This window comes from Achromobacter sp. LC458 (assembly GCF_001005835.2).
In the GTDB taxonomy this organism is placed as follows: Bacteria; Pseudomonadota; Gammaproteobacteria; order Burkholderiales; family Burkholderiaceae_B; genus Achromobacter; species Achromobacter spanius_B.
Genome location: NZ_LBHW02000030.1, coordinates 37,368 through 57,670, shown reverse-complemented (window position 1 = coordinate 57,670; position 20,303 = coordinate 37,368). Strand labels below are relative to the sequence as shown.

17 protein-coding genes are annotated in these 20,303 nt (G+C 65.5%); 11 read left to right on the top strand and 6 right to left on the bottom strand.

Going from position 1 to position 20,303, the window contains the following annotated elements; genetic code table 11:
* Positions 1-20: 20 nt before the first annotated feature.
* From YH64_RS21760 to dapA, 3 genes are read left to right on the top strand one after another with little or no spacing between them, the layout of a single operon-like run.
* Complete coding sequence (locus tag YH64_RS21760) at positions 21-1,100, top strand: ABC transporter ATP-binding protein (protein WP_046803362.1); 1,080 nt, start codon at positions 21-23, stop codon at positions 1,098-1,100.
* Positions 1,101-1,104: 4 nt separating this feature from the next.
* Positions 1,105-2,880, top strand: a complete 1,776-nt coding sequence (locus YH64_RS21755) for an ABC transporter permease subunit (protein WP_046803318.1) — start codon at positions 1,105-1,107, stop codon at positions 2,878-2,880.
* 43 nt (positions 2,881-2,923) lie between these two features.
* Positions 2,924-3,829: a 4-hydroxy-tetrahydrodipicolinate synthase gene (dapA, locus tag YH64_RS21750; protein ID WP_082134360.1), complete on the top strand. Its 906-nt coding sequence runs from the start codon at positions 2,924-2,926 to the stop codon at positions 3,827-3,829.
* Between the two features lie 6 nt (positions 3,830-3,835).
* Here the strand turns inward: dapA and YH64_RS21745 are convergent, their stop codons facing one another.
* From YH64_RS21745 to YH64_RS21730, 4 genes are all read right to left on the bottom strand, one after another.
* Entirely contained in the window at positions 3,836-4,666 is an 831-nt protein-coding gene (locus tag YH64_RS21745; RefSeq protein ID WP_046803316.1) for an IclR family transcriptional regulator, read from the bottom strand.
* A 222-nt stretch (positions 4,667-4,888) separates the two neighbouring features.
* Entirely contained in the window at positions 4,889-5,656 is a 768-nt protein-coding gene (locus YH64_RS21740; RefSeq protein ID WP_046803315.1) for a phytanoyl-CoA dioxygenase family protein, read from the bottom strand.
* 116 nt (positions 5,657-5,772) lie between these two features.
* The gene (locus YH64_RS21735) at positions 5,773-6,897 is read right to left on the bottom strand and encodes an AI-2E family transporter (RefSeq protein ID WP_046803314.1); all 1,125 of its coding nucleotides are present in this window, start codon (positions 6,895-6,897) and stop codon (positions 5,773-5,775) included.
* A gap of 150 nt (positions 6,898-7,047) precedes the next feature.
* Complete coding sequence (locus YH64_RS21730) at positions 7,048-8,130, bottom strand: LysR family transcriptional regulator (protein ID WP_046803313.1); 1,083 nt, start codon at positions 8,128-8,130, stop codon at positions 7,048-7,050.
* A gap of 390 nt (positions 8,131-8,520) precedes the next feature.
* On the opposite strand from YH64_RS21730, the gene YH64_RS21725 reads away from it, so the two are divergent.
* The 3 genes from YH64_RS21725 (at position 8,521) to YH64_RS21715 (ending at position 14,510) form a co-directional block, all read left to right on the top strand.
* Positions 8,521-9,717 carry an efflux RND transporter periplasmic adaptor subunit gene (locus YH64_RS21725; protein ID WP_046803312.1) on the top strand — a complete coding sequence of 399 codons (1,197 nt, stop codon included), beginning with the start codon at positions 8,521-8,523 and terminating at the stop codon, positions 9,715-9,717.
* A 26-nt stretch (positions 9,718-9,743) separates the two neighbouring features.
* The gene (locus YH64_RS21720) at positions 9,744-12,959 is read left to right on the top strand and encodes an efflux RND transporter permease subunit (RefSeq protein WP_046803311.1); all 3,216 of its coding nucleotides are present in this window, start codon (positions 9,744-9,746) and stop codon (positions 12,957-12,959) included.
* Positions 12,960-13,031: 72 nt separating this feature from the next.
* Entirely contained in the window at positions 13,032-14,510 is a 1,479-nt protein-coding gene (locus tag YH64_RS21715; protein ID WP_046803310.1) for an efflux transporter outer membrane subunit, read from the top strand.
* Positions 14,511-14,656: 146 nt separating this feature from the next.
* Here the strand turns inward: YH64_RS21715 and YH64_RS21710 are convergent, their stop codons facing one another.
* Positions 14,657-15,214 (bottom strand): hypothetical protein, encoded by a 558-nt coding sequence (locus YH64_RS21710; protein WP_046803309.1) that lies wholly within the window; start codon positions 15,212-15,214, stop codon positions 14,657-14,659.
* Entirely contained in the window at positions 15,214-16,149 is a 936-nt protein-coding gene (locus YH64_RS21705; RefSeq protein WP_046803308.1) for a LysR family transcriptional regulator, read from the bottom strand. Before YH64_RS21705 ends, YH64_RS21710 begins: the two co-directional genes overlap by 1 nt.
* Before the next feature lie 182 nt (positions 16,150-16,331).
* Between YH64_RS21705 and gtdA the strand changes: the two genes are divergently transcribed.
* The 5 genes from gtdA to YH64_RS21680 all read left to right on the top strand — a co-directional run bounded on the left by gtdA (position 16,332) and on the right by YH64_RS21680 (position 20,294).
* Positions 16,332-17,408: a gentisate 1,2-dioxygenase gene (gene gtdA / locus YH64_RS21700; RefSeq protein ID WP_046803307.1), complete on the top strand. Its 1,077-nt coding sequence runs from the start codon at positions 16,332-16,334 to the stop codon at positions 17,406-17,408.
* 150 nt (positions 17,409-17,558) lie between these two features.
* Positions 17,559-18,257 carry a fumarylacetoacetate hydrolase family protein gene (locus YH64_RS21695; protein ID WP_046803306.1) on the top strand — a complete coding sequence of 233 codons (699 nt, stop codon included), beginning with the start codon at positions 17,559-17,561 and terminating at the stop codon, positions 18,255-18,257.
* Positions 18,258-18,269: 12 nt separating this feature from the next.
* Positions 18,270-18,908: a maleylacetoacetate isomerase gene (gene maiA / locus YH64_RS21690; RefSeq protein WP_046803305.1), complete on the top strand. Its 639-nt coding sequence runs from the start codon at positions 18,270-18,272 to the stop codon at positions 18,906-18,908.
* Complete coding sequence (locus tag YH64_RS21685) at positions 18,905-19,294, top strand: chorismate mutase (RefSeq protein ID WP_046803304.1); 390 nt, start codon at positions 18,905-18,907, stop codon at positions 19,292-19,294. Before maiA ends, YH64_RS21685 begins: the two co-directional genes overlap by 4 nt.
* On the top strand, positions 19,287-20,294 hold the full coding sequence (locus tag YH64_RS21680) for a tripartite tricarboxylate transporter substrate binding protein (RefSeq protein WP_046803303.1): 1,008 nt from the start codon (positions 19,287-19,289) through the stop codon (positions 20,292-20,294). Before YH64_RS21685 ends, YH64_RS21680 begins: the two co-directional genes overlap by 8 nt.
* The last annotated feature ends 9 nt before the right edge of the window (positions 20,295-20,303 follow it).

Below are 20,303 nucleotides of genomic sequence, written 5' to 3'. Positions count from 1 at the left end.
AATCTAATGTGCTGAACACCATGTCTTCTTCCAATCTGCAAATCTCGGGCCTGGGCAAACGCTATGGCGATTTCGTCGCGTTGGCGCCCACGCACCTGGACGTCGCTCGCGGCGAATTCCTGACCCTGCTGGGCCCCTCCGGGTCCGGCAAGACCACCTTGTTGAGCCTGATCGCCGGCCTGGCGCAGCCCGACGAGGGCCGCGTGCTGATCGACGGCGCCGACGTCACCTACGGCGCGCCCTACGAGCGCGACATCGGCATGGTGTTTCAGAACTACGCGCTGTTTCCGCACATGAGCATCGAAGAGAACATTGCGTTTCCCTTGAAGATGCGCAAGGTGCCGGCAGCCGAAGCGCGCCGCCGCGCGCACGAGGCGCTGGACATGGTGCGCCTGCCGCACGTAGCCACGCGCCTGCCGCGCGAACTGTCCGGCGGCCAGCAGCAGCGCATCGCGCTGGCGCGCTGCATGGTCTATCGGCCCGCCATCATCCTGATGGACGAACCGCTGGGCGCGCTGGACAAGAAGCTGCGCGACCAGATGCAGCTGGAAATCAAGCGCATCCACCGCGAACTGGGCACCACCATCGTGTACGTCACGCACGACCAGGAAGAAGCCATGACGATGTCCGACCGCATCTGCCTGATGAACGGCGGCGCGATCGAGCAACTGGGCACGCCGGCCGATCTGTACTTCCGCCCCCGCACGCTTTTCGTGGCCGACTTCCTGGGCGAATCGAACCTGCTGCAAGGTGAAGTCACGGCGGTGGACGGCGACGTATTGAGCGTGACGCTGGCGCATCAGGGCGTTACCGGCCAGGCGCTGTCCAACGGCGCCCCGATCAAGCCCGGCCAGAAAGTCACCGTGATGTTGCGCCCGCAAAACCTGCGCGTGGCCACGTCGGGCAGCGGCCTGACCGGCAAGCTGCTGGACGTGATGGTGACGGGCAGCCTGACCAAGCTGTACCTGGACCTGGGTGTGGCCGACGCCGCCCCCATCGTCGTGGCCTACCCCACGCAGCGCCAGGCCGAGCAATACGCCATCGGCCAGCCGCTGACCGTCAGCTGGCAAGCCGCCGACGCGGTGGCCATTGCGGAGTAAACGCATGACATCCCTTGCTACTCCCCGCAAGCGCATGAGCCCCGGCCGCCGCCATTTCCTGATGGCCGCTCCGCTGGTCGTGCTGCTGCTGGTGCTGCTGATCTATCCGGTGGGCCAGCTGCTGTTGTTAAGCGTTGTCGACGACAAGGGCTTCACGCTGGCGCAATATCACCGGCTGTTCGAGTCGTCGGTGTATGTGAACGTGCTGCTGATCACGTTGAAGATTTCGTTGTGGACCACGTTCTTCTCCGTCGTCGCGGGCTACCCGGTCGCCTATCTGATTTCCAGCCTGTCCGCCAAGCGCAAAACGTCGCTGCTGTTCTGGGTGCTGCTGTCGTTCTGGACCAGCTTCCTGGTGCGCACCTTTGCGTGGGTGGTGCTGCTGGGCCGCAACGGCGTGGTCAACCAGCTGCTGCAAGCGCTGGGCATCCTGGATGCGCCGGCCAACCTGCTCTACAACTTCGGCAGCGTGCTGGTGGGCATGGTGCATGCACTGATGCCGCTGGCGGTGCTGACGATGCTGTCGGTAATGGAGAACATCGACCGCAATCTGCCGCGCGCCGCCTCCACCCTGGGCGCGCGCCCCGGCACGGCATTCTGGAAGATCTATTTCCCGCTGTCGATGCCCGGCGTGGCGGCCGCGGCCATCATGGTGTTCGTCACCGCCATTGGCTTTTTCATCACGCCCGCGCTGCTGGGCGGACGCAAGGAAACGATGATCACGCAGATCATCATTGACCAGGTGCAGCAGACCATGAACTGGGAGTTCGCCGGCGCGGTGTCGGTGTTGCTGCTGGTGGTGGTGCTGGTGGTGTTCGCCATCTATGACAAAGTGCTGGGCCTGTCCACCATGACGGGCGGCGCATCCACGCGCGTGCGGGCATCGGGCAAGGAAAGCCTGTCGCGCCGCGCGGGCGATGCGGTGTTGACGGTGCTGGCGAACGTGTCGGATGCCCTGTTCGCGCTGTTGCCCAAGCGGGTGCGGCGGTCGGTGTCGGGCACGGGTCAGTCACGCACGCTGTGGTGGATCGTACTGGGCGTGCTGGCGTTTCTTAGTGCGCCGGCCTTCCTGATGATTCCGCTGTCGTTCGATTCCGGTTCGGGCCTGACGTGGCCGCCCAAGGGATTTTCGCTGCAATGGTACGAGCAGATGTTCACGTCGCCCGTGTGGATGCAGGCCATCACCCGGTCGTTGATCGTGGGCGTGGGCACGGGTTTGCTGGCGATGCTGATCGGCACGCCCGCCGCCTTCCTGCTGGTGCGCGCGAACATGCGAGGCAAGTCGGCGATGCTGGCCTTCGTGCTGTCGCCCATCGTGGTGCCGCGCATGATCATCGCGGTGGGCATGTTCTATTTCTTTGCGCGCGTGGGGCTGGTGGGATCCACCATCGGCCTCATCCTGGCGCATACCGTGGTGGCCGTGCCCTACGTGGTGATCACCATGATGGCCGTGCTGCGCAACTACGACACGCGGCTGGACCTGGCGGCGCAAAGCCTGGGCGCCGGACCGTGGGCCACGCTGCGCTTCGTGACGTTTCCGATTCTGGGCGCGGGGCTGATGTCGTCATTCCTGTTTGCCTTCGCCACATCGTTCGACGAACTCACGATTGCGCTGTTCGCCTCCGGTGGCCTGAACGCCACGCTGCCCAAGCAGTTCTGGGACGAGGTCACGCTACAGATTTCCCCGGTGATTGCCGCCGTCTCTACCTGCCTGTTCATTTTCATTGCCGCGCTGATCTGGCTGGCCGACCGGCTGCGCCGCCGCAGCCTGGCCAATTGAATCCGACGCCTCTGATTTAGATTTATTTTCCTGGATACACAACATGCTGAACGCAACCCAACTGCGCGGAGTTTTTCCCGCCATCCCCACGCCGGTCAACGCCGACGACACCATCAACGTACCCGCTGCCAAGGCGCTGGTTGCCTACCTGATGCAGCAGGGCATCGACGGCATCGTCCCGTTGGGCGGCACGGGCGAATACGGCGCGCTGCCCCGCGCCGAGCGCATCCGCATGTGCCAGTTGACGGTCGAGGCCGTAGCCGGCCGCGTGCCGGTGATTCCCGGCGTGCTGGACCCCGGCTATCACGACGCGCTGCAAGCGGGCCGCGAATTCGCCGAGGCCGGCGCCGATGCGCTGATGGTGCTGACGCCCTACTACACGACGCCCACGCAGGCCGGCATCCGCGACTACTTCTTGCGCTATGCCGATGCATCGCCGCTGCCCGTGATGATCTACGAGATTCCGTACCGCACCCGCATCGCGATTGCGCCCGAGGTGCTGCATGAACTGTCGCGCCACCAGAACATCATCGGCATGAAGGCCTGCAACACGGACATGTACCACTTCCTGCGCACGGTGGCGGGCGTGGACGAATCGTTTGCGGTGTTCAGCGGCGAAGACACGCTGCTGCCGGTGCATCTGGCCGCCGGCGCGCGCGGCGGCATCGTGGTCACGGCTAGCTTGCTGCCGTCGGCCTGGCGCCAGGTCTACCAGCTGGCGTCGGAAGGCCGCACGCGGGAATCGATGGAACTGCATCGCCGCCTGATTCCGTTGATGGACCTGGCGTTTGCCGAGACCAACCCGGGCCCGATGAAGTCCGTCATGGACCTGATCGGCGTGAACGCGCCCGATGTGCTGGACCCGCTGGTGGCCCCGGCCGATGCGTTGCAGTCGGCCCTGCGTGAAACGCTCAAGCCGTTGCTGGCGGAATTCGAAGGGGTGAAGTAAGTCGGCCTATCTGGAATAGCCCGCGAATTTGGACTTTGAAATCGACGTGGCCGCCACCTGCACATGGGGCGCCAGTTCGGCTTCAACGCGGGCGACCGTCCAGCGCGTCGTGGGCACCGAAATATTGATGGCAGCCACGGCCAGGCCGCGATGGTCGGTGACCGGCGCGGCCACCGAGATATCGCCCAGCACCGTCTCGTTGACGATGATCGCGTAGCCCTTTTCGGCCACGCGCTGCACGCGGTCCATCAGCTTGTCAGGGTCCACTTCGGTGTAGGGCGTGATGGGGTCCAGCCGCGTCCGCGCCAGGATTTCACGGCGATGCTCGTCCGTCAGACGCGACAGGATCGCGGTGCCGGACGCCGTGAAGAACGCAGGCAGACGGCTGCCGACGGCAATGTCCACGTTGACCAGGTGATGGCCCGGAAAGCGCGCGACGAACACAATTTCGTGGCCGTCCAGTTCTTGCAGGTTAGTGGTTTCGCCCAGCGTGCGGCTGATGTCCAGCAGATAGGGCGAGGCCTTGTCGATCAGCTCGTTGGCGCGCACATAGTTGTACGAAAATTGCAGCACCTTGGGCGTCAGCCCGTAGTTGCGCGTGTCGGGAATGCGGCGCAGGTAGCCCAGCGTTTCCAGCGTGTAGACCAGGCGCTGCGTGGCGCTGCGGTCCAGGCCGGACGCGCGCGCAATGTCGGCCAGCGTCATGTGGCGGCGCGACCCGTCGAACGCGTGCAGCACCTGGAAGGCCTTTTCGGTGGACCCCACAAACAGCGATGACCGGGTTGCGCCGGGCGCCTGCGATTCTTGCGTGTCGTTGTCGATCTTTGTTTTGGGCACGGGAAACAGCCTGTTCAGTTCCGGGGATGGTCACGCAAGAGGAACGCGATGCGGGTGTTGCCGGCCCGGCATCGCGTATTCATCCAGACGTTCTGCGTTTGCGTTCTGCGTTTGGGTTATGCGTATTGCTTACTGCGTACTGCGGTTGAAATAATTGTAATTCAATTATTTATTGCAGATATCGATTGATTATTACCGCCCCAACGTCCGCCCACTTACCGCTTACCTAGCCAGCGGCACGTCCGGCTGCGACGCGGAACGCGTACCCGCGATGGGGTGGCAGGACGCCGGGTGATAGGTGTGCACCAACGACAGCTTCACGCGGTCGCTGCGATTGCCTGGCGCGGCGTGCAACGTGCGGCAATGGAAGAACACCACGTCGCCCGCCTCTAGCGTGGGGCTGACCGCCCGCGCGATCCAGTCGGCGTTTTGGGGCACGTTTTCGCGGAAGAACTTCTTCTCATCGAATTGTTCAGGCGCGAAAGACGCCGTGTGCGAACCGGGGATGAATGACAGACCACCATTGCCCGAACTTTCGGGCACCAGCGCCAGCCAACAGGACACCAAATCAGTATCGGAAAAAGACCAATAGCGGATGTCCTGATGCCAACCGGTCAGGCTGCCGTAGGCCGGGTGCTTGGTCATCACGCAGTTGTGATGCACGGTGGACAGCACGGCCGGTTCGCCGAAATAGCGCGCCAGCCATTGGCCGATGGCCGGGTCGGTGGCCCACTGCGCAAACAGCGGGTCGCGCGCATAGGCGTTCAACAGGCGGCGCACCGTCAAGCCGCCTTGCGCCTCGCGGGATGCCGGCGCGCCGGGATAGCGCAGGTCGGCTTCGTATTCGATGGGCGCTACGTGGTCTTGCAAATGGCGCTCGGCCAGGGCGCGCAAAGCGGCTACCCGGTCCGGGTCCGCAAACTGGCGGGCCACCACAAAACCCTGCTGGCGCAGGACGGCAATTTGATCATCGTGCAGGAACCCGGACATCTCAATCCTCACACCCCGCGGCGGTTGCGAAGCGTCTGCGTGCGGGGCAGGCGCGTACCGGTCAGGCGCCGGTAAACGCGGGGATGGCTAGATTACCAAAGCGGGCGGGCTGCGCGTCAGGCAGTAGGTGTTTTTTCAACGCGCGGCGTCGCCGGCGGCAGCGGCGGGCGAGCCCGTTCAGCGTCGCGTTCCTGGACTTCGTGGTGCACCCATTCACGCCACACGGCCACCAGCAAGGCCATTAGCACCGGCCCGACGAACAGGCCCACGATGCCCATCGTCTTGACGCCGCCCACCAGGCCGAAGAACGTCGGCAGGAACGGCAGCTTGACCGGGCCGCCCACCAGGCGCGGGCGCAAGGTTTTGTCCACGATGAACAATTCAACGCTGCCCCAAACCATCAGCGCAATGCCCGCCACCACATGGCCGGAACCGACCAGGTACAAGGACACCAGCGTGAACGACAGCGGCGCGCCGCCGGGGATCAAGGCCATGAAACCGGTCACCACGCCCAGCAACACGGGCGACGGCACGCCCGCTACCCAATAGGCGATGCCCAGCACCAGGCCTTCGCCCAGCGCGATCAGGCCCATGCCGGTAACGGTGGAATTGATAGTGGCAGGCACCACGCGGGAAAACCGCTGCCAGCGCGCAGGCAGAATGCGTTCGCCCAGCACGTCCAGCTGCGCCACCATCCGGATGCCGTCCTTGTAGACGAAGAACAGCGTGATCAGCATGAACAGCACGGTCAAAAGCAGCTGGAACACGTTGCCCGTCGCGGCCAGCACCATGCGGTAGATGTTGCCCAGGTGTTCGCCGCTGACGGCTTCAACCAGCGCGCCCAGCGCGTGGGGCTGGCCAATATACGATTCCCAATACTGGCCCAGCCGCTCGCCCAGCACGGGCATCGACGTAATCCAGTTCGGCACGGCCACGCCGTGGCGGTTGGCGGCTATGGCCCAGGCGAAAAAGGTGCTGGCTTCCTTGATGGCGTAGGACAAGGCCAACGACATCGGCACGATCAGCACCACGATGACCATGAGCAGCGCCAGCGACGCGGCCACGGCCGTGCGGCCGCCGCAGCGCACCACCAGGCGCTGGTACAAGGGCCAGCTGGCCAGGCCAATAATCAGGGCCGCAAGAGCAGGAACGAGAAAGCCGCTAAGGAAGTACACCCCGGCCAACAGCACGAGCAAAAGCAGCCAACGGGCCATCAAATAAGCGGGTAGAACAGGCTGCATAGCGCGGATCGACAGTAAGGGCGTTGTAGGCTTTGACTGTCGGACTATACAGACGTTTCAAGATATACGAGGGACGCAAGCCCTGTATTTACTACGGGGATTCCCGTGGTTTTTCGGCGTGGCCCGCACCGGGCGTGCCACGCCACACGCTTACAGCGCGTACTCGGCGGCCTCTTCGCGCGGGCTGCGGCGACGCGGCGGCGTCTGGGCCAACACCGGTTCGGCCGGCGGCTGGGCGGCGGGCGCCCCCATCGTCATGGCGCTGGGCATGCCCAGCTGACGCTGATACACGCCGCAGCTGGCGGCTGCCGGATCCGTTTCGTCACGGCCGCTCAATAGGGGGCATCCGGCGAACAATTCAGCCACCCAGTCCGTAAACGCGCGTACCTTCGGCGACAACTGGCGGCTTTGCGGATACAGCACGGAAATCGGCGTAGAGCTGGGCTTCCATTGCGGCAGAATTTCGATCAGCTCGCCCGATTGCAGGTGCGGCAGCGCCATGTAGCGGGCCACCTGGATCAGGCCGAAACCCTTCAGCCCGCAATCCAGATAGGCGCCGGCTTCATTCACCGCTACCGTGCCCTTCATGTCCACTTCCTGGTGCTTGCCGTCCACCTTGAAGTCCCAGGCGCAGTTACGGCCCGTGCGGCTCATGAAGTAATGCACCGCGTGGTGATCGCGCAGCGACTCGATGGTTTGCGGCATGCCGTGGCGCGCCACGTAGGTAGGCGAGGCGCAGGTGACGGTCTGCAAGGTGCCGATGCGGCGCGCGACCAGGCTGGAATCTTCCAGCTCGCCTGCGCGAATCACGCAGTCGACGGCCTCTTGCACCATATCCACAGGCCGGTCGCCCAGGCCAAGCACCAGCTCGACGTCGGGGTATTTGTCGTGGAAATCACACAATGAGGGGATCAGGATCAGGCGGCCGATGCAGGTTGGCACGTCAATGCGCAGCCGGCCCTTCAGGCGCAGCGCTGCTTCCTGGAAACAGGCCTCGGTTTCTTCGACGTCCGCCAGAATGCGCACGCAGTGCTGGTAATAGCCCGCGCCGTCCGGCGTCAGGCCGATACGGCGCGTGGTGCGGTTGAGCAGGCGCACGCCCAGCAGGCGTTCGAGGTTCTGGATGATGGTGGTGACGGTGGTGCGCGGTAGCGAGAGGCTGTCGGCCGCCCGCGTGAAGCTGTTGGCGTCCACGACGCGCACAAACACCTGCATAGCCTGAAAACGGTCCATGGCGACGGTGTCCTTTTGGGCAAATAAGTCGGGGTGAACGGAGCATAACCCGATTTCGACGCCGATTAGTCATCCGTGTCGAACAGTGTTGCCGGATTAACTGTGTTTATCCGGCCCCACAAAACACTCAGAATGCGAACCATCTTGAAGTGCCCTTGCCTCCCGGCGACCCCACAGGGCATGTCAATCCTCAGCTTCCGTCCTCGCAGAGCGCCCCCCCGGCACTCTGACTTGGATCCGCAACCCTGATGGATGTTGCGTTGCAGCATAAGCATATACGCCTAGCCGCAACGGACGCTAAGGACTGACATGGCCAGACCCGCCGCAGCCGCCCCCGCCCCGGGCTCCAAGCAAGCGCGCTTTCGCACCTAAATCTTTCAAGGAAACATCATGGTTTCGCGTAAACGTATTGCTGTGCTCGTTGTATTTGCCGCCGTGCTGGCGGCCGGTGGCGGTTATGCCCTGACCCGTGGCCCCGGTGGCGGCAACGTCGCCGTGGCCCAGGGCGCGCCCGCCGCGACCCCGGTCGAAGTGGCGGAAGTCGTCAACAAGACCATCGTGGACTGGCAGCGTTATTCCGGCCGCCTGGAAGCCATCGACCGCGTCGACATCCGCCCGCTGGTGTCCGGCACGCTGACGCAAGTGCACTTCCAGGACGGCAGCATCGTCAAGAAGGGCGACGTGCTGTTCACCATTGACCCGCGCCCCTACGCGGCCGAGGTTGACCGCGCCGCCGCCGCCCTGACCGCCGCCAAGGCCCGCGCGTCGTACACCGCCACCGAACTGGCGCGTGGCCAGCGCCTGTTGGCCGACAACGCCATCGCGCGCCGCGACTTCGAGGAAAAGCAGAACGCCGCGCGCGAAGCCGCCGCCAACCTGCAAGGCGCGCAGGCCGCGCTGGACTACGCCAAGCTGAACCTGGGCTACACCCGCATCGAAGCCCCCGTGGCCGGCCGCGTGTCGCGCGCCGAAGTCACCGTGGGCAACGTGGTGGCCGCCGGCGCCGCGTCCGTGCCGCTGACCACGCTGGTGTCGGTGTCGAAGATGTACGCATCGTTCGACGTGGACGAACAAACGTTCCTGAAGTACGTGAACCCGGCGCGCAACGGCAAGGCCGGCTCGGTGCCGGTTGAACTGGGCCTGGCGAACGAAGAAGGCTATTCGCGCACCGGCGTCGTGCAGTCGGTGGACAACCGCCTGGACGCCACCTCGGGCACGATCCGCGTGCGCGCCGAATTCGACAACGCCGACGGCTCGCTGTTGCCCGGCCTGTACGCCCGCGTCCGCCTGGGCGGCAGCGACCCGCGTTCGGCCGTGCTGATCGACGAAAAAGCCATCGGCACCGACCAGGACAAGCGCTACGTGCTGGTGCTGGACGACAAGAACCACGCCGTCTACCGCCAGATCAAGCTGGGCGCCAACCAGGAAGGCCTGCGCGTCGTGGATTCCGGCCTGAAGCCCGGTGAACGCATCGTCGTCAACGGCCTGCAACGCATCCGTCCCGGCGACGCCGTGACCCCCACCGTCGTGCCCATGGTTGCCGCCAAGCGCGCACCGGTGCAGACCGCCGCGGCCCAGGTCCAGTAAGGCCCGCGCGTCTACAGAGAACGCTCATGAATATCTCAAAGTTCTTCATCGACCGGCCGATCTTTGCCGGTGTGCTGTCCATCCTGGTGTTGCTGGCCGGCCTGTTGGCCATGTTCCAGCTGCCCATTTCCGAATACCCGGAAGTCGTGCCGCCGTCGGTGGTGGTGCGCGCGCAGTATCCGGGCGCCAACCCCAAGGTCATCGCCGAGACCGTCGCGTCGCCGCTGGAAGAATCCATCAACGGCGTCGAGGACATGCTGTACATGCAGTCGCAGGCCAACAGCGACGGCAACCTGACGCTGACGGTCAACTTCAAGCTGGGCGTGGACCCGGACAAGGCGCAGCAGCTGGTGCAGAACCGTGTGTCGCAAGCGCTGCCGCGCCTGCCGCCGGACGTGCAGCGCCTGGGCGTGACCACCGCGAAAAGCTCGCCGACGCTGACGCTGGTGGTGCACCTGATTTCGCCTAACGACCGCTACGACATCACCTACCTGCGCAACTACGCCATCCTGAACGTCAAGGACCGCCTGGCCCGCATCACGGGCGTGGGCGAAGTTACGGTGTGGGGCTCGGGCAACTACTCGATGCGCGTGTGGCTGGACCCGCAGAAAGTCGCGCAGCGGGGCATGACGGCGTCGGAAGTCGTTGCCGCCATTCGCGAACAAAACGTGCAGGTTGCCGCCGGCGTGATCGGCGCATCGCCCACGCAGGGCGACGTGCCCTTGCAGCTGAACGTGAACGCGCGTGGCCGTCTGCAAAGCGAAGAAGAGTTCCGCGACATCATCCTGAAGACCTCGTCCGACGGCGCCGTGACGCACTTGTCCGACGTCGCCCGCGTGGAGCTGGACGCGCAGGAATACGGCCTGCGTTCGCTGCTGGACAACAAGCAGGCGGTGGGCATGGGCATCATGCAATCGCCGGGCGCGAACGCGCTGGACGTGTCGTCCAAGGTGCGCGCCGCCATGGCCGAGCTGTCGCAAGACTTCCCGCCGGGCGTGGAATACCGCATCGAATACGACCCCACGCAGTTCGTGCGTTCCAGTATCGAAGCCGTGGTGCACACGCTGCTGGAAGCCATTGCGCTGGTCGTGCTGGTGGTGATCCTGTTCCTGCAAACGTGGCGCGCATCGATCATCCCGCTGCTGGCCGTGCCGGTCTCCATCGTGGGTACGTTCGCGCTGCTGCTGGTGTTCGGCTATTCCATCAACGCCTTGTCGCTGTTCGGGATGGTGCTTGCCATCGGGATTGTGGTGGACGATGCGATCGTGGTGGTGGAAAACGTGGAACGCAACATCGCGGCGGGCTTGAGTCCACGCGACGCCACCTACCGCGCCATGCGCGAAGTCAGCGGCCCCATCATCGCTATCGCGTTGACGCTGTGCGCCGTGTTCGTGCCCCTGGCGTTCATGACGGGCCTGACCGGCCAGTTCTACAAGCAGTTCGCCATGACGATTGCCATCTCGACGGTGATCTCGGCCTTTAACTCGCTGACCCTGTCGCCCGCGCTGTCGGCCCTGCTGCTCAAAAGCCATCACGACAAGCAGGACTGGCTGACCCGTGGCATGAACCGCGTCTTCGGCCGCTTCTTCAACTGGTTCAACAACATGTTCGGCCGCGCGTCCGAGTCCTATGGCACGGGCGTGTCCAGCGTGATCCGCCGCAAGGCCGGCGCGATGGGCGTGTACGCCGTGCTGGTGGCGGCCACGATCGGCGTGTCGTACCTGGTGCCCGGCGGCTTCGTGCCCGCGCAGGACAAGCAGTACCTGATCGGCTTCACGCAGTTGCCCAACGGCGCATCGCTGGACCGCACGGAAGCGGTGATCCGCCGCATGAGCGACATCGCCTTGAAGGAACCCGGCGTGCAATCGGCCATCGCGTTCCCGGGCTTGTCGATCAACGGCTTTACCAACAGTTCCAGCGCCGGCATCGTGTTCGTCACGCTCAAGCCGTTTGACGAGCGCAAGGGTGCCGAGCTGTCGGGCAACGCCATTGCCGCCTCGCTGAACCAGAAGTTTGCCGCCATCCAGGATTCGTTCATCGCCGTGTTCCCGCCCCCGCCCGTGATGGGTTTGGGCACGCTGGGCGGCTTCAAGCTGCAACTGGAAGACCGCGCGGCGCTCGGCTATGCCGAGCTGGACAAGGCCAAGCAGGCCTTCCTGGCAAAGGCGCGTCAAACGCCTGAACTGGGCCCTGCGTTCTCCAGCTACGAAATCAACGTGCCGCAGCTGGACGTGGACCTGGACCGTGTGAAGGCCAAGCAGCTGGGTGTGCCGGTGACGGAGGTGTTCGACACCATGCAGATCTACCTGGGTTCGATGTACGTCAACGACTTCAACCGTTTCGGCCGCGTGTTCCAGGTGCGGGCGCAAGCCGACGCCCAGTTCCGCGCGCACGCCGACGACATCCTGCAACTGAAGACCCGCAACGCCGCGGGCGACATGGTGCCGCTGTCTTCGCTGGTGACGGTGAACCAGACGTTTGGCCCCGAAATGGTGGTGCGATACAACGGCTACACCGCCGCCGACATCAACGGCGGCCCGGCGCCCGGTTTTTCGTCGGACCAGGCGCAAGCCGCCGCCGAACGCGTGGCCGCCGAAACGCTGCCGCGTGGCGTGAAGTTCGAATGGACCGACCTGACGTACCAGCAGATCCTGGCGGGCAATGCCGGCTTGTGGGTGTTCCCGATCAGTGTGCTGCTGGTGTTCCTGGTGCTGGCCGCGCTGTATGAAAGCCTGACCCTGCCGCTGGCCGTGATCCTGATCGTGCCGATGAGCATCCTGGCTGCGCTGACCGGCGTGTACCTGACGGGCAACGACAACAACATCTTCACGCAGATCGGCTTGATGGTGCTGGTGGGGCTGTCCGCGAAGAACGCGATCCTGATCGTGGAATTCGCCCGCGAGCTTGAAATGAGCGGCCGCACGCCGCTGGAAGCCGCCATCGAAGCCAGCCGCCTGCGTCTGCGTCCGATCCTGATGACGTCCATCGCGTTCATCATGGGTGTGGTGCCGCTGGTGCTGTCGTCGGGCGCCGGTTCCGAAATGCGTCATGCCATGGGCGTGGCGGTGTTCTTCGGGATGTTGGGCGTGACGCTGTTCGGCCTATTCCTGACGCCGGTGTTCTACGTGCTGCTGCGTTCGCTGGGTGGCAAGCCGCTGCACTCGGCGTCCCAGCATGAAGCGCCGGAGTGCGCGCCGCACATCGACCCGCATGCGCCGCCCGCCCCGCAGACTCACGCATAAAGCAGGCAGACCCACAGAGAAGCCAGCGCGCCCTGCCCCAGCGGGCGGGGCGCGCGACAAAGAGAATTCATCATGATCCAAAGACTGACCCGCGGTTCCGCCCTGCTTGCCGTCCTGCTTGTGCTGGCCGGCTGCGCGGTGGGCCCCACCTACGAAAAGCCGTCCGCGGCCGCGCCGGCGGCGTTCAAGGAAGCCGCCCTGCCCGCATCCGAGGCCGGCACCTGGAAGCCCGCTGAACCGTCCGAAGACGCGTTGCGCGGCGCCTGGTGGAAGGTATTCGGCGACGACGGCCTGAATCAATTGCAGGAAGAAGCGCAGCAGGCCAACCAGAACCTGCAAGCGGCCGCTGCGCGCCTGGCGCAGTCGCGCGCGCTGCAACGCGAAGCCCGCGCCGGCTTCTTCCCGACGCTGGACGCGGCCTTTGGCCCCAACCGCCAGCGCCCGTCCGCCGTGTCGCAAGGCTTGCCCGATGGCACGTCGACCAGCCCCGTGACGACGTGGCGTGCGCAAGGCGCGGTGTCGTACGAGGCCGACCTGTTCGGTCGCGTGGCATCCACCGCCGACGCCGCCACGGCCGACGCGCAGCAAAGCGAGGCGCTGTACCGCTCGGTGCTGCTGGCCTTGCAGGCTGACGTGGCCACCACGTATTTCCTGGTGCGCGAACAGGACGCCGAATCGCAGCTGTATCGCCAGACCGTCAAGCTGCGTACCGACACGCTGCAACTGATCCAGCGCCGCTACGACGCGGGCGACATCAGCGAACTGGACCTGGCACGCGCCAAGGCCGAGCTGGCATCCGCGCAATCGGAAGCGCTGGGCATCGACCGCCGCCGCGCCGCCGCCGAACATGCGCTGGCCGTGTTGCTGGGCCGCGCACCGTCCGACTTCACGATGCCGCCGCAGCCCATCCAGAAGGTGGCGCTGTCGATTCCCGCCGGCCTGCCGTCCACGCTGCTGGAACGCCGCCCGGACATCGCCGCCGCCGAACGCGCCATGGCCGCCGCCAATGCCCGCGTGGGCGCGGCCAAGTCCGCGTTCTTCCCGCGCCTGGACATCACCGGCGCCTTTGGCTATGAATCGTCCGACCTGGGCAACCTGTTCCAGTGGTCCAGCCGCACGTTCCTGTTGGGTCCGCTGGTGGGCGCCGCGTTGTCGATGCCGATCTTTGACGGCGGCCGCCGCCAAGCCGGCCTGGACCGCGCCCGCGCCGTCTACGAAGAAGACGTGGCCGTGTATCGCCAAACGGTGCTGAACGCCTTCCGCGAGGTTGAAGACAACCTGGCCAACCTGCGCATCCTGGCCGACCAGACCAAGGCGCAGGACGCCGCCGTCGACGCCTCGGCGCGCGCCGCCAAGCTGTCGCACACGCAGTACCGCGAAGGCTCGATCAGCTATCTGGACGTGATCGAAGCCGACCGCAGCGTGCTGCTGCAACAACGCGTTGCCGTGCAACTTAGCGGTGAACAGGCACGGTCGGCGGTGGAACTGATCCGTGCCATCGGCGGCGGCTGGGACAACCCGGTGCCGGCGGACACGGTCGCATCGCGCTAAGGCGCTAAGGCGCTAAGCCGGCAAGGCGGGGAAGCCCGCCGCGCCAGGCCGGGCGCGGGGCGCAGAGCGCCTGGTGTCAAGCGCCTGGTCTCCGTTGCCTGGATGCCCATGCATAAGCCATCACGGTGCCCGTCACCGATGATGGCTTATTTGTTTTGGCCGTGGCCGCCCGCCACCACTCGCAGCGCCACGCGATATCCCGCGAACACGTAGAACGCGGCGCTGTTCACCACCAGCCACGCGCCCAAGCCCCCCAGCAGCGCCACCACCGGCCCCACGGCGCGCACGCCGCCCAGCGCCCAGGCGGCAAGGCCCATCGCGCCAATTGCGATCAGCGCCAGCACCAGCCGCCTGATCAGCACCAGGCCCGCGCACTTGCCGGCCATCACCATCACCACGCCAATCGCCAACGCCAGCGCCGTACCCGCGCAAACCGCCACCAGCGCAAACGCGGCCAGCGCCGCGCCCGCGGATCGCAGCAGCAGGCTCAGCACTTCGATCCCGACGCCCAGCCCGCCCGTCATCACCAACACCGACAACACCAGCGGCGACCACATGCCGGGCGGCACGCGGCGCGCGTCCATGTCGGCCACAAAGCGATGCATGGCCGTCGATGCGGCCGGGTCGCCGGAGCCCGCCAGCGCGGCCTCCACCTTGCGGCACTGCGCGATCAACGCTGTCAGCCCCGCGCCCGGCGCTGTCATCAAAGCCTCGTCACACCGGGTGCGTGTTCGGCCACCGTGTCGCGCAGCGCCGCCATTGCCTCTTGCACGGCCATCGGGCGGAACGCGTCTTCGCGCCAGTACATCGCCACCGAACCAAAGCCCGACAAGCGCACGGGGATGATGCGCATCGCGCGCATCTGCGAAAAGCGCAGCGCCGCGCGATGCGAGGCCACGCTGATCATGTCGCTGTTGTTGATCAGCGTGAGGTTGATGGTGACCGAGTTCGATTCCACGTGATCGGCGGGCGGCGCCTGGCCGGCGGCCGCCAGCGCCGCGTCCACCGCATTGCGGATCGGCGTGCCCTTGGGCCAGAGAATCCAGCGGTACGACAGCAGGTCCGGCCAGCTGGGTTGTTCAATGGCAAACAGCGGATGGCGCGGGCGCGCCACCAGGTGGATGGGCTCCAGGTACAAGGCTTCAAAGCGAATGGCCGGGTCGTGATGTTCAGGCGCCGAGCGGCCCACCACGATATCCAGATCCCCTTGCGCCAGCTGCGCCAGCAGGCGGTCGGTAGTGCCTTCGACCAGTTTCACGCGCGCTTGCGGCATGCGTTCCAACAGCTTCATCACGGCCAGCGGCACGGTGTCGGAAGCCGACGCGCCGGATGCCCCGATCACCACCCGGCCGCCGCCGCCTTCGCGCAGCGCGGCCATGTCGGCGCCCGCGCGATCCAGCTGCGCTTCCAGCCGCTGCGCGTGCGCGATCAGCACGTCGCCATGCGGCGTGGGCCGCAGCCCGCGCGCATGGCGCTCGAACAGCGGCAGGCCGATGTCGTCTTCCAGGTCTTTCAGCCACTTCGACAGCCCGGGCTGCGTCGTGTTCAGCATGGCCGCCGAATGGCTGATGTTGCGGGTCTGCGCCAGACTTAACAGCATCTTCAGGTTGCGCAGCCGCAGGCGATGGGTCCAGTCCATGCAGGCCCTCGTGCGTGGGGGGTTGTCTCGTATGTATATATTTATTCGTATGGATAATAAGATAATTTCATTTCAAAACACATAGCTGCGTACGCATAATCGTCTTCGAATCTGGACCAGCCGCGAACCACGTGGCGGCCACCTGTAGAAGCCGGCTTCAGCCGGACATACCGGAGACAAACATGCCCGACGGCCACACCCCCGGCGCACACCCCAGCGCACACCCCAGCGCCGACCGTGCGCAGTACTACGCGCGCATCGCCAAGAAACACATGGCTCCGCTGTGGGAGTCCCTGCATAACCTGGTGCCCCGCCAGCCCTCGCCGCGCTGCGTACCCGCCCTGTGGAAATACGACGATGTGCGTGACGACGTCATGGCGTCCGGCGCGTTGATTAGCGCCGAAGAAGCCGTGCGGCGCGTGCTGATCCTGGAAAACCCCGGCCTGCCCGGGCAAGCCAGCATCACGCAAAGCCTGTACGCCGGGCTGCAACTGATCTTGCCGGGTGAAGTGGCGCCCAGCCACCGCCACACGCAGTCGGCACTGCGTTTCATCGTGGAAGGGCGCGGCGCCTACACCGCCGTCAACGGCGAACGCACCACCATGCACCCGGGCGACTTCATCATCACGCCGTCCTGGACCTGGCACGACCACGGCAATGCCGACACCGTTGAAGGCGGCGAACCGGTCGTCTGGCTGGACGGCCTGGACATTCCGCTGCTGCGCTTTCTGGATGCGGGCTTTGCCGAAAACTATCCGCAGGCCGCGCAACCCGTGACGCGTCCCGAAGGCGACAGCATGGCGCGCTTTGGGCACAACATGGCGCCGGTGCGCCACCAAGCCACCGGCGGCACATCGCCCATCTTCAACTACCCCTACGAACGCAGCCGCGAGGCGCTGGACGCGCTGTATCGCCATGGCGAGCTTGACCCTTGGGACGGCGTGAAGCTGCGCTACCTGAACCCGGCCACGGGCGGCTACCCCATGCCGACGATGGCCACGTTCATGCAGCTGCTGCCGGCGGGATTCCAGGGCAAGGCGTATCGCAGCACCGATTCCACCGTGTACAGCGTGGTGGAAGGCCGGGGCATCGCGCGTATCGGCGACGAAGAATTCCACTTCGGTCCGCGAGACGTGTTCGTCGCGCCGTCGTGGATGCCGGTGCAGTTGGCCGCGCTGGATGACGCCACGCTGTTCAGCTATTCCGACCGCCCGGTGCAGGACGCGCTGGGCGTGTGGCGCGAAGAACGGATCGGCTGATCCCGGGCGCGCGGTGCCAGCGCGCTGCAAGCGCGGTGATTGCGCAGTGGGGTTTGAACCCTGCGCCTTGCGCTTTGCATTTCCGTTGCATCCCCTTTGCGTTTCCCTTTTCCCTTTTTTCTTTCCCCTTCCGTCTTTCCAGGGTGATTCATGCCTTTCGTGTTTGCTCCCCCCGCGCCCGTTGCCGTGCCCATCGCCGGCAGCCAGGACACGTTTCCCGTACGCCGCGTCTACTGCGTCGGCCGCAACTACGCCGCCCATGCGCGCGAGATGGGCTTTGACCCCGACCGCGAACCGCCCTTCTTCTTCTGCAAGCCCGCCGACGCCGTCGTGCCGGTTGCAGAGGGCCAGACGCTGAGCCTGCCCTACCCACCCGAAACCGCCAACCTGCATTACGAAATCGAACTCGTCGCCGCCATTGGCCAAGGCGGCGCCGACATTGCCGTGGACGACGCGCACAAACATATCTGGGGCTACGCCGTGGGCCTGGACATGACGCGCCGCGACCTGCAAATGAAAATGCGCGAAGCCGGTCGCCCCTGGGAATTGGGCAAGGCATTCGACCGCAGCGCGCCCATCGGACCGCTGCATCCCGCGGCATCGAGCAGCGGCATCGAACACGCCGGCATCTGGCTACAGGTCAACGGCACCGACAAGCAACGCAGCGGCATCGGCAAGCTGATCTGGTCTGTGGCCGAGACCGTGGCCTACCTGTCCCGCTACTTCCGGCTGGAGCCGGGCGACCTGATCTACACCGGCACACCCGAAGGCGTCGGCCCCGTCGTGCGCGGCGACCAGATGCTGGGCGGCGTGGATGGGCTGGGCACACTCAGCGTAAAGATGGTCTGACCAGGAGGCCCCATGCAACTGCACAGCTTTTTCAATAGTTCTACGTCGTACCGCGTGCGCATCGCGCTGGCGCTCAAGGGCCTGCCCTACGACTACGTGCCCGTGAACCTGCGCAAGCAGGAACAGCGCGCGCCCGACTACGTGGCGCAGAACCCGTCGGCCGGCGTGCCGCTGCTGACCGATGGCGACGTCCAGCTGTCGCAGTCGCTTGCCATCATCGACTACCTGGACGCCACGCATCCCACGCCGCGCCTGATCCCCACCGATACCCTGGCGCGCGCCCGCGTGCTGGAACTGGCGGCTGCCATCTCGTGCGATATCCATCCCGTCAACAACATGCGCATCCTGCGCTACCTGCAAGACGTGCTGGGCGCAACCGACGCGCAAAAGAACGACTGGTATCACCACTGGATCAAGGAAGGGCTGGGCGCGGTCGAGCAATTGCTGGCACGCCATGGCCAGGGTGCGTATTGCTTTGGTGACGCGCCCACGCTGGCCGATTGCTGCCTGGTGCCGCAAGTGGCCAATGCGCAGCGGATGGGCTGCGACCTGTCGCCATATGCCCGCATCCTGCGCGTTTACGACCACTGCAACGCGCAACCCGCCTTCCAGCAAGCCGCGCCCGCGCGTCAACCCGACTACACGCAATGACCACGCCCATGCAAGAGCCCGACACCCAAGGCGCGCCCCTGCGCGAATACACCGACCCCGCCTACCAGCCGCTGTGCGCCACGCTGGCCGATGTGCGCGCCAACATCGATCGCCTGGACGACGAGATCGTCCGCTTGATCGCCGAGCGCGCGATGTACGTGAAAGATGCCGCGCGCTTCAAGCGCGACGCCTTCCAGGTCAGCGCACCCGCGCGTCAGGCGCAGGTCTTTGACAAGGCGCGCGCGCTGGCCACGCGCCACAACCGCGGCTTTGCCAACCTGGAACAGGTGGTGGACGCAACGTATCGCGCAATGGTCGCCGCCTTCATCGCCAACGAACAAACCTATTTCAACACCATGAAAAACGTGGGAGACACGCATGACTAAGTTGTTGCCCCAACGCCTGACGCGCGCATTGGGCCGGGGCCTGATGGGTCTGTTGGCCCTGTCCGCCGCCGCGCCGCTGACGTCCGCCCAGGCCGCCGACGCCTGGCCCGCCCAACCGCTCAAGGCCATCGTGCCCTTTGGGCCCGGGTCCAGCCCGGACCAGGTGGCGCGCATTGTCGGCGAGAAGGCCGGCGCCATCCTGGGGCAAACCATCGTCATTGAAAACAAGCCCGGCGCCAGCGGCAACATCGGCACCTTCGCCATCGCTAACGCCAAGCCCGACGGCTACACCTTCGGCGTGTCCATCACCGGCCCGCTGGTGAACAACACCTTGTTGTTCGACAAGCTGCCCTATGCGCCCGCCACCGATTTGTCGCCGCTGACGCTGGCCGTGCATCAGCCCAACGTGCTGGTGGTGCCCGCGTCCGCCGGCATCGCCAACGTGGGGCAGCTGCTGGAGGCGTTGAAGAAGAATCCGGACAAGTACAACTTCCCGTCGCCGGGCGCCGGCACGGTGTCGCACCTGGCCGTTGAACTGCTGCTGCAACAGATCGGTGCGCGCGCCACGCACGTGCCCTATCCGTCGTCGCCCGCCGCGTTGACGTCGCTGTTGTCGGGCGACACGCAGTTTGCCGCGCTGCCGCCGATTGCCGTCATGCCGATGGTGAAAGACGGCCGCTTGAAGGCGCTGGCGGTGACGTCGTCCAAGCGTTCCGCCTTGCTGCCCGACATTCCGACCTTGGCGGAAGTGGGCGTGCCGGGCATTGAGGGGTCGGCATGGATCGGCTTCGTGGTGTCGTCCAAGGTGCCGGCCGACATTCAGAAAAAGCTGTCGGATGCGTTGATCCAGGCCATACGCGACCCGGAAGTCGCCAAGCGGCTGCAAGCGCAATTCATGGACCCGGTGGGCAACACGCCCGCTGAGTTTCGTGCCTACATGGACGACGAACTCAGGCGCTGGGAACCGCTGATCAAGAAGCTGGGCATCAAAGGCCAGTAAGCGGTAATT

Bases quoted from the DNA above. Each gene is read 5' to 3' on its own strand.
- YH64_RS21760 (WP_046803362.1), top strand. From the start codon at position 21: ATGTCTTCTTCCAATCTGCAAATCTCGGGCCTGGGCAAACGCTATGGC.
- YH64_RS21755 (WP_046803318.1), top strand. From the start codon at position 1,105: ATGACATCCCTTGCTACTCCCCGCAAGCGCATGAGCCCCGGCCGCCGC.
- dapA (WP_082134360.1), top strand. From the start codon at position 2,924: ATGCTGAACGCAACCCAACTGCGCGGAGTTTTTCCCGCCATCCCCACG.
- YH64_RS21740 (WP_046803315.1), bottom strand. From the start codon at position 5,656: ATGTCCGGGTTCCTGCACGATGATCAAATTGCCGTCCTGCGCCAGCAG.
- YH64_RS21735 (WP_046803314.1), bottom strand. From the start codon at position 6,897: ATGCAGCCTGTTCTACCCGCTTATTTGATGGCCCGTTGGCTGCTTTTG.
- YH64_RS21730 (WP_046803313.1), bottom strand. From the start codon at position 8,130: ATGGACCGTTTTCAGGCTATGCAGGTGTTTGTGCGCGTCGTGGACGCC.
- YH64_RS21725 (WP_046803312.1), top strand. From the start codon at position 8,521: ATGGTTTCGCGTAAACGTATTGCTGTGCTCGTTGTATTTGCCGCCGTG.
- YH64_RS21720 (WP_046803311.1), top strand. From the start codon at position 9,744: ATGAATATCTCAAAGTTCTTCATCGACCGGCCGATCTTTGCCGGTGTG.
- YH64_RS21715 (WP_046803310.1), top strand. From the start codon at position 13,032: ATGATCCAAAGACTGACCCGCGGTTCCGCCCTGCTTGCCGTCCTGCTT.
- YH64_RS21710 (WP_046803309.1), bottom strand. From the start codon at position 15,214: ATGACAGCGCCGGGCGCGGGGCTGACAGCGTTGATCGCGCAGTGCCGC.
- YH64_RS21705 (WP_046803308.1), bottom strand. From the start codon at position 16,149: ATGGACTGGACCCATCGCCTGCGGCTGCGCAACCTGAAGATGCTGTTA.
- gtdA (WP_046803307.1), top strand. From the start codon at position 16,332: ATGCCCGACGGCCACACCCCCGGCGCACACCCCAGCGCACACCCCAGC.
- YH64_RS21695 (WP_046803306.1), top strand. From the start codon at position 17,559: ATGCCTTTCGTGTTTGCTCCCCCCGCGCCCGTTGCCGTGCCCATCGCC.
- maiA (WP_046803305.1), top strand. From the start codon at position 18,270: ATGCAACTGCACAGCTTTTTCAATAGTTCTACGTCGTACCGCGTGCGC.
- YH64_RS21685 (WP_046803304.1), top strand. From the start codon at position 18,905: ATGACCACGCCCATGCAAGAGCCCGACACCCAAGGCGCGCCCCTGCGC.
- YH64_RS21680 (WP_046803303.1), top strand. From the start codon at position 19,287: ATGACTAAGTTGTTGCCCCAACGCCTGACGCGCGCATTGGGCCGGGGC.